This window comes from Herpetosiphon sp., from assembly GCF_003512625.1.
Lineage (GTDB): Bacteria > Chloroflexota > Chloroflexia > Chloroflexales > Herpetosiphonaceae > Herpetosiphon > Herpetosiphon aurantiacus.
Genome location: NZ_DOPT01000104.1, coordinates 26,511 through 39,208, shown reverse-complemented (window position 1 = coordinate 39,208; position 12,698 = coordinate 26,511). Strand labels below are relative to the sequence as shown.

At 48.6% G+C, this 12,698-nt stretch carries 9 protein-coding genes; 1 reads left to right on the top strand and 8 read right to left on the bottom strand.

Annotated features, from left to right (window positions below; genetic code table 11):
- Positions 1–181 precede the first annotated feature (181 nt).
- Both DEF47_RS23830 and DEF47_RS23825 read right to left on the bottom strand, forming a co-directional pair.
- Entirely contained in the window at positions 182–850 is a 669-nt protein-coding gene (locus tag DEF47_RS23830) for an endonuclease III domain-containing protein (RefSeq protein WP_012189945.1), read from the bottom strand.
- A 53-nt stretch (positions 851–903) separates the two neighbouring features.
- Positions 904–2,883, bottom strand: coding sequence for an FG-GAP repeat protein (locus tag DEF47_RS23825; RefSeq protein ID WP_012189946.1), 1,980 nt, complete (start codon positions 2,881–2,883; stop codon positions 904–906).
- A gap of 198 nt (positions 2,884–3,081) precedes the next feature.
- Between DEF47_RS23825 and DEF47_RS23820 the strand changes: the two genes are divergently transcribed.
- On the top strand, positions 3,082–3,684 hold the full coding sequence (locus DEF47_RS23820; protein ID WP_012189947.1) for an LOG family protein: 603 nt from the start codon (positions 3,082–3,084) through the stop codon (positions 3,682–3,684).
- Between the two features lie 71 nt (positions 3,685–3,755).
- Here the strand turns inward: DEF47_RS23820 and DEF47_RS23815 are convergent, their stop codons facing one another.
- The 6 genes from DEF47_RS23815 to DEF47_RS23790 form a co-directional block, all read right to left on the bottom strand.
- Entirely contained in the window at positions 3,756–5,561 is a 1,806-nt protein-coding gene (locus tag DEF47_RS23815; protein ID WP_012189948.1) for a CSLREA domain-containing protein, read from the bottom strand.
- Between the two features lie 197 nt (positions 5,562–5,758).
- Positions 5,759–7,417 (bottom strand): HAL/PAL/TAL family ammonia-lyase, encoded by a 1,659-nt coding sequence (locus DEF47_RS23810; RefSeq protein ID WP_012189949.1) that lies wholly within the window; start codon positions 7,415–7,417, stop codon positions 5,759–5,761.
- 60 nt (positions 7,418–7,477) lie between these two features.
- Complete coding sequence (locus tag DEF47_RS23805; RefSeq protein ID WP_012189950.1) at positions 7,478–8,974, bottom strand: class I adenylate-forming enzyme family protein; 1,497 nt, start codon at positions 8,972–8,974, stop codon at positions 7,478–7,480.
- A gap of 206 nt (positions 8,975–9,180) precedes the next feature.
- Positions 9,181–10,524 carry a glycosyltransferase gene (locus DEF47_RS23800; RefSeq protein ID WP_012189951.1) on the bottom strand — a complete coding sequence of 448 codons (1,344 nt, stop codon included), beginning with the start codon at positions 10,522–10,524 and terminating at the stop codon, positions 9,181–9,183.
- 188 nt (positions 10,525–10,712) lie between these two features.
- Positions 10,713–11,474, bottom strand: a complete 762-nt coding sequence (locus DEF47_RS23795; RefSeq protein ID WP_012189952.1) for an ABC transporter permease — start codon at positions 11,472–11,474, stop codon at positions 10,713–10,715.
- Positions 11,475–11,488: 14 nt separating this feature from the next.
- Complete coding sequence (locus DEF47_RS23790) at positions 11,489–12,451, bottom strand: ATP-binding cassette domain-containing protein (protein WP_012189953.1); 963 nt, start codon at positions 12,449–12,451, stop codon at positions 11,489–11,491.
- Positions 12,452–12,698 lie beyond the last annotated feature (247 nt).

Here is a 12,698-nt window from a genome sequence, read left to right as displayed (position 1 = left end):
GCAGATTTTAGCAGGTTTCGCGTATTTTCACAACAATCGCGCTAGCAAAATGATTAAAACATGCTAGCGCTAGTAAGAATATGTTTTATTGGCGAACAAACTGCTTGGAGTGGCGCATTTCTGCTGAACGCAATCGTTTTTGTTGATCACATTCGTGCTAATCGACCTACATCAAGTCCAGCTATGATGTTGAATTGGCTTGATAAAAATCGCAAATCTCGGTTAATGGGCAGCGCTCGCAGGCTGGGCGTTGGGCATGGCAAATTTGGCGGCCATGCAACAACACACTGACATGAAATTGATACATTTGATCAACTGGCACAGCCGACTCAAGCAAATCGTGGGCAGCATCGGCAGAAACTTTAGGCCCAATCATGCCAACCCGTTTGGCCACGCGATGAATGTGGGTATCGACGATCATGGCGGGCTGATTGCAGGCAAAACAGAGCACACAGCCCGCCGTTTTGGGGCCAATGCCCGGCAGTGCGGTCAGCCAAGCCCGCGCTTCGTGCAAACCTAGCTCGCGCAGAAAATCGAGGCTAAATTCGCCGCGTTGCTCCAAAATTACCGCCAAGGTATTTTGAATCCGCGCCGCCTTGATTTTAGCCAACCCACCAACGCGAATTGTTTCCTCTAACTCGCTTGATTCGGCGTTGAGCACTGCCGCCCACGTTGGGTAGCGCCCTTTGAGTTCGCGAAAAGCCCGACCACTATTACGGTCGGAAGTATTTTGCGAAAGAATCGTCAAAACCAGCTCATCAAGTGGATCACGTTGAGTATGCAAGACGCGTGGACCAAAGCGTTCACGCAATATGTGTAACGTTTCAAGCACTTTCTCAGGGTTGAGCATCACTGTTCCTTCTAACTAGCACTTGTCTTCTTAGCCTACCATAGCAATCAATCTTATGGAACCCAAATCAGATACATTGGCGAGGCCTGAACCACGCTGCCATAAACATCATTAAATTGAACAGTGATTGATTGGCCAGCATACGGAGCGAGGGTCGCATAGGGCACAGTTACAATCGCTGAATTAGGGGTTGAATATTCATGGCGAAAAATCTGGGTGCTGTTGGCAGACAATACCACCGCATCATCAACTAAGCTCGGCATAACGCTCGTCGGACTCGCCGAAAGATAATACGTACCAGTTGCAGGCAAATCACTGGGCAATATAAAGCTTGAGCTCAAAAAGGTTTCGCCTTGAACAGTGATCGGGCGAATCGGAATCGTATTAGGATTAATCGTAGCAATCAGGGTCGTCATCCGTTTAAAGACCAATGGTAAATAGGCAACCGATTGTGCTAGGCTAAACACATAGGCCGCACCAGACAAATCGGCGCTATTATCAGCTTGGTTGCCATCTATTCCGGTTGCATTGCTATCTTCATACCTTGCACCAACCACCAAACTTAAACCATCGGTTGCCATGGTATAGCCAAAAGTATCTTCAACTCCAGTATTCGAGGCTTTCAAATAGTGTTGCTGGCTCCACACCGTACCAACTCGTGCAAAGACAAAAGCCGCTCCAGAACCGCCAGCATCAGCATTCTGTTGATCACCATTGATGCCAATGGCCGCACTATCGTCAGCATAGGCGCTAACAATCAGCCGATCGCCACGCAACACCAATGCATGACCAAAATAATTTTCAGTATCAGTATTTGAGGCTTTAATATAGGCTTGCTGGCTCCAACTCATACCATCAAAGCTATAGACATAGGCTGCTCCTGAAAAGGTCGTATTATTATTATTTTGGTCACCATTAACGCCCGTAGCCGAACTATCTTCCCACCATGCGCCAACTGCTACGGTTGAGTCATCGATCGTCACGCTCTCGCCGAAGAAATCGTTGGCCTCGGTATTTGAGGCTTTGAGGTAAGCTTGCTGACTCCAGGTCGTGCCACTGCGCACAAAAACATAGGCTGCGCCAGCACTAGCTGCATCATTATTGGATTGATCACCATTAATGCCAGTGGCAGCACTATCTTCATTGACCGCCCCAACCACCAAGCGATCGCCGCTTAGGTCAAGTGCCATCGCAAAATTATCGTTGGCCTCGGTATTTGAGGCTTTGAGATAGGCTTGTTGGCTCCAGGTCGTGCCAGTGCGCACAAATATATAGGCTGCTCCTGAACGGACAGCATTATTATCGGCTTGGTTGCCATTAACTCCAGTCGCATTGCTCGATTCAAGATTAGCCCCAACCGCTAAGGTATTGCCATCAAGCGCGACAATCCAGCCAAATTGATCAAAGGCTTCAGCATTTGAAGCTTTGAGATAGGATTGCTGGCTCCAAGTCGTGCCACTGCGCACAAACACATAAACGGCCCCAGCATTCATCGCGCTGTTATCGGTTTGGTTGCCATTAATTCCGGTGGCCTCACTTGATTCATTGACCGCCCCAACCACCAAGGTATTACCAGACAATGCCACGCTATGACCGAATAGATCATTGAAATCGGGATTTGAGGCTTTAATATAGGCTTGCTGGCTCCAGGTGGTCCCAGTACGCACAAAAATATAAACTGCACCTGAACTAATGACACTATTATCCTGTTGATTGCCATTAATTCCAGTTGCCGAACTTGATTCATTGGGCGCACCAATCGCAATTGTATTGCCATCGATCGCCACGCTTGAGCTAAACAGATCGCCAAGATTGGTATTCGAGGCCTTGAGATAGGCTTGTTGGTTGGGGGGTAACAGTTCGCTAATAGCTTGCCAATCGCTTGCGTGGAGGCTCGCTGATTGGGCTGGTTGGGCATGGACAAACCGCCCAACTCGCGCCAACCCAATAACCACAGCCAACAACAATAATCCAGCAATAATTCGGCGAGCAACTCGCATAGTCGGTAGCGTTTGATCAGAATGAAAAGCCATGCACTGCTCCTTTTTTATTTCGCAACGGCTTGGGCAGCATAGCAGACCGCCCCAGCCTGCTCAAGGGTTAATTTGTGGGCTATTAATCTAACGTTGTGGAGTGGCAAAAAATGAATTTCAGCCTATTGCAATAAGCTCAGGCGGTTCCATGCTATGATAAAGTCTGCCGCAGGGAACAACACAAGGAGCAGCATTGGTATGACGATTAAACGTCCAGAATTTAATGTGTGTGTGTTCTGTGGTTCGCGCAATGGAGCGCAGCCCGACTATAGCGACGCAGCTAGGGAACTCGGTATCGCCACAGCCCAACGGGGTTTAGGCTTAGTCTATGGTGGCTCTTCGAACGGCTTAATGGGAATCTTGGCCAACAGTGCGCTAGCAGCTGGTGGCTATGTTGAAGGCATCATTCCCGATGGCCTGTTTTTGAAGGAAGTAGCCCATCCGCGCTTATCGCAGCGATTCGTGGTGCGCAGCATGCACGAACGCAAAGCCATGATGGCCGAACGTTCAAACGCCTTTATCGCGCTACCAGGTGGTTTAGGCACGTTCGAGGAATTATTTGAGATTTTAACGTGGGCCCAGCTTGGCATCCACGCCAAACCAATTGTGGTCTGGAATGTCAAAGGCTACTATGACCCGCTGCTGGCCTTTATCGAAGGAGCGGTGACTGAGGGTTTTGTGGCTCCTGAACATCGGCGGTTTATTTCAATTCGCAGCACGCTTGATGAAGTATTGCACGATGTGCTGAATTTTAAAGCACCCACCAGCATTGCCAAATGGCTTGAACGTGATGAACTCTAAGCCCTAAATTTAACGGTTTTAGGCAACCCATTCGGCGGGGATGAATCAAACATCCCCGCCTGATTGTTTAACTATTGGCTAATGTAGGGTGCAAACAGCATAAAACGGGTTGGCGCAGGCAAACTATATTCAAATGCGCCAATATCACAAACCGCTTGCAGATCGCCATCACCATCTTGTGGGCGGGGAATTCCGCGCTGATCAAACGGGCCACAATCAGCACCAGCATCAATCGCTGGACTTAGCGGATTAAGGCTATAACTCCGAGTTGTGCCCGAATGAAAATCAAATTGATCGAGGATCGGGTCAAGATTAAGTTGATCACTCGCTTGCGCTTGAAAGATACATTGATACATTGCTTGCGGGCGGGGATGCTCCAACAGGTTATGGCCAAGACTCAGAACCGTGCCCATACAATCATAGGCATCAGCTACACTTGTATTATAGTTATTGGCCACAATTGTATTGCCTAGGCTCATGCGGCCAGTTGCATAGAGACCCGCCGTTCGCATATCTGGATATTCCGGATCATATTCATAGTAGCGATTGGTATTAGAAACAATCGTTGAATTGGTAATTGTCATTATGGCGGTCGCTTGGAGTTGGGCAATCCCGCTACCAGTATGAAACGAGTAATTATGGGCGATCGTGCTGGTGTCAAGCGTTACCACACCTAAATTTTGGTAGATTGCGCCACCATAACCAAAACACTCTTCATCATTCCGAACACCACCACTACTACGGTTTTCAACCCATTCACTATCAAGCAGCGTTGCCTTCCCAGCATGCTGATAGAGTGCTCCGCCGAGATCAGCATAATTACCAATAAAGCGACTATGCATAATCGAAAGCGTTGCCGCGTTATAAATTGCTCCACCACGCGAGCATTCACGGGCATTCGGATCACTAGAGCCATTTCCAACAAAGGTGGTATCAGCAAGCGTGGCGCTACTTGCTCCGCGCAGCGACAAGCCCTGTGGCGTATTATTCAACAACCCACCACCCGTTATCCTTAGCTGCCCACCCAGCACATTGATCGCAGCCGAGGTTTGATGACTATCGGATGAACGTTGAATCACGCTATTCAGCAGACTTAAATTGCCCTTGATCATATAAATCGCCGGCCCAAAACCACGCTGATTGTTATCAAAAAGCGAATTGGTAATAGTAACCGCTTGACTACTGATGTATAAGCCGGCTCCATGACCACTACCTTCATCAAACCCATCAACATATGAGCGTAAAGCATTACTCCGAATGGTACTATCGACGATGCTGAGGGTTCCATTCAGGCTAGCAATGCCACCACCATAATTGTTTGCCAGCATCGTCGAACGCAGCAAGCCATTGCGTTCAATCAAACTCGATTGAATCTGCAGATTGCCATAGCGTTGCAAAATGCCATGGCCGTAATAGCGCCCAAGCTCATCATCGTTATCCACAAAACCATTGCGAATTTGTAGATTGTTCAGGGTAACGGTTGCGGTGTAGATATCCAACACACGATCACTTTCCATGCCATCAATGATCGTGGTGGCCGAACTCACCCCAGTAATCGTTAAATCGCTCAAAATATCCAAATCGCCAAGCACACCAGTCTCATCATTCATGCCAGTACGGGTTAAACGATAGTTTGCCGCCGCGAGCTGAATCGTATCATTCGCCCCACCAGCTGGGCATGCATCATAGGCTTGGTTGGTATTGGCGGCATAAAGCGCCTCGCGCAACGAACATGTGCCATTATCGGCAATAAAATCATCATCCGCCGTTGTTACCACAAAGGTGGTTTGCAGGCTCGCTGCTTGGGCGGGCAACATCAAACCCAGCAGGCTCACGAAACTCACCATAACCAGCAATCCACGGACAAAAGAACCCATAAACCCTCCACAGCCAAAGTAACAGCAAGGCTAGTATCGGCGATGGTGGATATAAACACAATCTAAAAAGCTCGGCTTTTTTGGGCACATTTGTGGAGTTTTTGTAGCTGAATGACTCGATTAACCGATTACGCCAATTTCTGCCATAACAGGCTAGAAATTGGCGCAACTGCTTGATTCAGCTGTTTAAGCGAATATTAGGCAAATAAAATAATTGAGCGCAAACTATCTAAGGTTTCTTGAATTGCCTGGGGAATAATTCCATCGTTGGTGATGTCGCTGACAATCGCGCTGATATGTTGTTCTAAAGCTTGCTCGTTGTCGTTCCAAATGTAGGGGCGTTCGTGCGAAATCGGCTTACCCACTACTTCACGCATCGCACTGTAGAGCTTGGCGGTCATCGGCGAAAGCGTTTCAACTGCGTTATAGTGCCCAGTGCGCTTGAAGGTGCGTAAATCGACCGCTTGCACCCCAAAAATCAAGGCAATCGCAATATATTGTTGCAAGGTTTCGATCGTTTGGCGGGCCAAATTGGCCGAACCAAAGCCTTGGCTATTGATATTTTGGTTAAATTGCTCAGCATGCGTTGGAAACCGATCAGCCAACGAGTTACCCAAAAAGCCCAAAATTGGCATAATCGAGTTGCCCGAAATTTGCAAACCTTTGAGGCCCATATTGACCTTGCGGTCGGTGTTGCCAACCAACGAGGCCGATAAGCCATTGTTGAACTGTGGCGAAACCAACAAGGCAATTTGCACATCAAGGTGTTTAGCCATCAAGCCCATGTAATAGCGCAATTGATCCATGCCCACGCCAATATATTGACCAAGGAAATTGCCGCCATGATAGCTTGCGCCAGCTTCGGTGTTAATTAAAGGATTATCATTGGCCGAGTTGATTTCGACCCGCAAATGATGGGTGATATAGGCCATGCCATCAATAATTGGCCCTAAAAACTGCGGTAAACAGCGCAATGAATAGCGATCTTGAATCAAATCGCCTTCGCGATATTCATGTCGTCCATCAAGCTCATCGCGCGATAACGCCGAGCCTTCTAAAATTTGTAGCATATGGTCGGCGGCCCAAACTTGACCAGTATGGGCTTTATGCTGATGAATAAACGGGTGGAATGATTGATTGGTGCCTTGCAAACCTTGAATCATCAACCCATGGATATTGAGTGCCAAGCCCAGCAAAATCCGCGCATCATGCAGCACATTCGAAGCAATCCCAGTCATCACCGATGTGCCATTCATCATGGCCAAGCCTTCTTTGGGCAATAATTCCAAGCGTGGCAAGTTGAGCCGTTCCAAAGCCTCAAGACAATCAATATTCTCACCATCAAAATCGACGCGGAAGGCGGGATCTGTGCCAAGCAAGGCTCCGGTAATGCTGATTAATGGCACAAGATCGCCGCTAGCCCCAATTGAGCCAAACTCGCGCACATGCGGCGTGACATTGGCATTCAAAAACGTCATCATGCGTTGGATAATTTCCAAGCGAATGCCCGAAACTCCGCGCATATGCGAATTGGCGCGTAGCAACATCGCCGCCCGTACATCGGCCAAGGGCAACAATTTGCCAGCGCCAGTTTTGTGATACCAAATGGCATTATTCTGCAAATCGGCAGCTTCCTCGGACGAAATAACCACATCGGCCATACCGCCAAAGCCAGTTGTTACACCATACACAGGCTTGCTAGCTTTGACAGCATCGTTAATGTAAGCACACGAATCCTCAATTCGCTGCAAAATCTCGGGGTTATCGGTTAGCCCAACAGGTTGATGATGGCGAGCCACGCGAACAACGTCCTCAATGGTTAGGCCTGCACCTGTTAGGGTTACTTGGTGGCGCATTTGGTTCTCCAACGTTGAATTTGTCGATAGTCGCTCTAACATGTCCTAAACCTTTCGAACTTAGGCTCCAGCCTCGTTGCGTAAGAGCCGCTTTAACACTTTGCCGGTCGGGTTTTTGGGAATTGAATCAACGACTTTGATGGCGGTTGGCACTTTAAAGCTCGCCATATGCTGGCGACAGAACGCGATAATTGCTTGAATTGGTAGCTGTTGCTTGGGTTTAAACACGATTTGGGCTTCAACTCGTTCGCCAGTAATCGCATCGGCAACCCCATAGACCGCCACTTCAGCAACCTCGGGTAATTGATAGATGACGTTTTCGACTTCAGCGGGATACACTTTAATCCCAGCCACGTTGATCATATCTTTCAAACGATCAACGATAAATAAATAACCAGCTTGGTCTTTTTTACCAAGGTCGCCAGTATGAAACCAGCCATTGCGAATTGCTTGTGCGGTTGCAGTTGGGTTATTCCAATAGCCCAACATGACGTTTGGGCCACGAATAATAATTTCCCCCACCTCATCGGGCAATACTTCAACATCAGTTTCAATATCGACGATTTTTATCTCAACTTGCTCAATTGGTACGCCAACCGAGCCAAGTTTATAGTTGGAGATATGGTTATAGGCAGCAAATGGTGAGGTTTCAGTTAAGCCATAGCCTTCATGAATTGGTAATTTATATTTCGCATACCAACGTTGAGCAATTTCAACGGGCAAAATTGCGGCTCCTGAGAAGAAATAGCGCACAGCATGAAATTGCTCAGGCTCAGTTTTATTCAATAACAACAGATAAATCGTTGGTACACCAAAAAACATCGTCACCTGATCGGTTTGAATTGAACGCAACACTAAATCAAGATTAAAGCTGCGGTGTAATACAATCGTGGCTCCAGCATTCAGGGCACTATTAAAAATCGCATTTTGGCCAAAACAATGAAAAAGTGGTACGCACAGCAATAAGCTATCGCTTGAGCGCATATCACAATAGCGATTTTTAGCCTGCATATTCGAGATAATATTATGATGCGAGAGGGTTACACCTTTGGGAAAGCCAGTCGTACCCGATGAATAAACAATCGCAGCTGGATCATGTGGTTGCATAGCCCGAGCTTGATATTCCTTGGGCGCTGATTCAATTAATCTGGCTAAACTTGTCGATGCATCAGCTGAATCAGTAACGAGCACATGCTTGAGGCTTGGGCATTCAGCAGTTGGCACACGTTGGGCTAATTCGGGCGTGGTGATCATCGCTGTAGCTTGGCTATCGTTGATAATAAATTTAATCTCGTCGCGCTGAAGTTGCACATTCAACGAAACGGCAATTGCACCGAGTTTAATAATGCCAAGATAGCCAACCATAAATTCAGGAATATTGGGCAAAAAAAGCGCGACGCGTTCACCAACCCGAATGCCAAGTTGGGCTAGGCCATTAGCAACTTGATTGGCTTGTTGATCAAGTTCTTGATAGCTATAGTGGGTATGTTCAAAAATCAGCGCTAGCTTGTTGGGGCTGTGAAGTCGCGCTTTTTCAATATGCTGGGCAATATTCATCTGCTGTATCTTTTCCTTATCAATTCATGGTTGGGCCGACCAACCTTCAATATCAGCACATTGGCACAAAGCAAAGCCTACGGGGTGATCGCTGGAAGTGGCATCGCTGCCAACCTCAATCAGCAAACACCTCAGTTGATCGCAAACAAATAACCTAGGAATCAGCCTTAATTGAGCACCAGAGGCGGCACTGCCTAGGGGCAAGGTTACGAGGCAACGGTTCGGGTATGCGGTAATTTGCTTTGAATTAATTCCAGCGCTGGGCTAGCAGCTTCCAAGGCGCGAAATTCCTCGCCCATTGCCGTAACTCGTTGTTTAAAGTTAGGATTTTGAATCACTTGGTTGAGCATGGTTTCCAGCGCTTGGGCCGAAACTTTCCCCATCGAACCCATCAAACCTAGCTCATGGTAAACAACCCGCGCCGCATAGCCAGGTTGATCACGGTTGCCTGGAAAAACCACCATTGGCACGTTGAAATAGACACATTCCTTAATCGTGCCAACCCCGCCATGGGTAATCATCACGCTGGTGCGCGGCAAAATTTGCTCGACCGAAGCCCATTGCAGCAACTGCACATTGGCTGGCACATTGGCAAATTCATGGGCTTGAAATTTCTGGCCGAGCGCCATAATCAATTGCCAATCGGGGCGACTGCGCATGGTGTCGATCACGGTTTGAAAAAAGCGCCGACTTGGCTTGTAGATATGGCTTTGGCTGCCCAAGGTACAAAAAATCAGCGGCTTGTTGGGGTCAATCTGCGACCAATCAAAGGCCGCTTCTTGGCGATCAAGATCGATTGATGGCTCACAGTAGAAAATCCCTTGCTCAACGCTTGGCCGTGGAAAATCAAAGGCTTGCGGGCAAAGCACGAGTTCGGGTATCTCAAGTTGGGGTCGCAAGCGTGGAAAGAGGGCCGCTGGCACAACTAAATCGGCTGAAAACCCAAAGTGGGTTGCCAGTTCGGTTAGCTTTTTCTGGAAATTGTAGCCAATCAAAAGGTTGGTTATTTTGATTGCTAGCCCACTAAATTTCCAAGCCATGCCAGCTTTAGAGAGCGAGGCAGGCGTGTTATCGGGCACAATATTGGTGACAACTGGCGGATAATTGGCGGCCTGCGGAAGATTAATATTAATACTCAGACTAATTACTTCCAGCCCAGCATGCCGCGCCATAAGGCTCAGCGGGGCCAAAAATCCATCAAAAAGACATAAATCTGTCCCAATTTCCAACAAACTACGCTTGATTGGATTTTGATCTTCATGTACAGTTTGAAACAACTTGAGATAAAACGCCGTTTGTGAAACCTCTTTCAAAAAGGCTCGGCCACGGGTGTTCGCAATTCGCTCGGTTTGCTGAGCACGAAAGCCCTTGGGAAAATCCTCAGCAAACAAGGGCAAATATTCAAAACCCTGCTTGCGAATATACTCCTCAAAATCGGCCAAGGCTAAATAATAAACCTGATGACCTTGGGCTTTTAAGCTCTTGCCAAGCTTGAAACTAGGAATAAGATGGCCTTCTTCGGGAAACATACTGATAACAATCGTCGCCATTCGATCATACTCCCCGTTATGGTGAAATCGCTGTTAAGTTCCCTTACCCTCTCCCACGGCGGTAGGGGTCAGTTGTTAGATACCTCATCCTAATCCTTCTCGCATTGCGGTGGGCGAGGGGCGTTTGGTTTGATGGTTCCCCCTCGCCTCGCGGGCGGGAGAGGGGGCTAGGGGGTGAGGGAGCGCAACTAGGCCACGCCTTGACGAAAGGAGCGCACCGCCCAAAAAACACCCAAGAACGACAATACGCCCATCACTGCAAAGCCTTGCCAAACCGCCGGATGCTCAAGTTGGCCAATAAACAAGGCCCGCGAGGCATCAACAGCATAGGCAAATGGATTAACTCCCGCGACATTGCGAATCCAATCGGGCGCTAAAGTGAGCGGTAGGGTAATGCCTGAAAGCAGCAAAATTGGCAAGATCAAAAAGTTGAGCAACGAGGCAACTGTGTTTTCATCCTGCAAAATGAGCGCAACCGCATATGAGCATGAAGAAACCAACAAGCCCAGCAGCACCACAATCAACAGCGAAAGTGCTACGCCAGCAGGATCAGCCCGCAAGCCCATCAGCCATGCCACGCCAACCAGCACCAAGGCTTGCAGCAGCAACATCGTGACATCGCGCAGCAAACGTCCAAGCACCAGCGCCAAACGGCTCAGCGGCGTAACCCGCATGCGCTCAAGCACGCCCGCCCGTAACTCGGCAATAAAGCCAAATACCACAAACAACGAGCCAGTAATGCCCAACATCACCAGCAAACCTGGGGTAAAAACTCCGATTGCGCCGCCTTCGGGAAAGCCCTCAGTCCCAGCAATTGGCTCTAACAAGGGTGCAAATAATAACAATTGCACCACTGGTTGAAAAAGGCCGACAATCACCATTACTGGGTTGCGCATGGTCATGGTGAGATAATGTTTAAACAGCAGCCATGTATCACGTAGCGATTGCATTGAATATCCTCGAGCTAGTTGGCAGACTCGCGTAATGAACGACCAGTTTGCTTAAGAAAAACATCATCCAGCGAAGGGCGCGAAAGTTCGACGGTTTGAACTTGCACATTGGCATCATCGATCAGCCGCAAAATTAATGGCAAGGCCTCGGAGCCGCGATCAACCACCAAGCGAATTGTTTGCTCAGCATATTCCAGCGAATGGATATAGCTCTGCTGTTGCAACAGATCTTGAACGGTGTGACCGATTTCAGGTTGAAATTGCAAGCCCAAGGTGATCGTATCACCGACGATCTGGCGTTTGAGGGCATCGGGTGTACCTTCAACCACAATCCGACCATCATCAATAATCGCCAAGCGTTGGCAGAGTGCGTCGGCCTCATCAAGGTAGTGGGTGGTCATAAAAATCGTTGTGCCCTCGGCATTCAGGCGGCGCACCTCAGCCCACAACCAAGCCCGACTTTGCGGATCAAGCGCAGCAGTCGGCTCATCAAGCAAGAGCAATTTGGGTTTATGCACCATACCCAAGGCCAAATCGAGGCGGCGGCGTTGCCCCCCGGAGTAGCTGCTACTTGGGCGATCAGCAATCTGTTCAAGATCAAGCGCTGCCAATAATTCGTTGGCTCGAACGTTGGCATCGTGAGGGGTTATGCCATAAAAACGGGCTTGTAAAATCAAATTTTCGCGAGCGCTACAAGCACCCTCAGCGCCGCCAGCTTGGCTCACATAGCCAATTTTTTCGCGAACCTGGCGCGAATGTTGTAACAGATCGATGCCAGCAATCGTTGCCTGACCACTGCTTGGCTTGAGCAAGGTCGTTAACATGCGCATCGTGGTCGTTTTACCGGCCCCATTCGGCCCGAGAAATCCAAAAATCTCGCCTGCTTGGACATTCATCGTTACACCTTTGACGGCCTCGACTAAGCGTCCACGCACCCGAAAACTTTTGGCCAATTCCTTGGTTTCAAGAATAATCATCAAGCTGCTCCGTTGAGGTTCATGTGTGATAGACCGTTTTCAGCATTGGAAGCCTCGACCGCATGATGGAACGAGGAATTGGCGGCAAACGTTATGTTCAGTTAGAACAATTGTTCACCGAGCAACCTGGTGTTTCAGGTTGATAGTACGCCAGGGGTGAGATGCGGCAGCAGATGGCGCAAGCATATTCATGGCGCTAGCGTCGGCTTCGTTGCCTAGCGAGCACCCTATTGGTCTCCCAAACTAG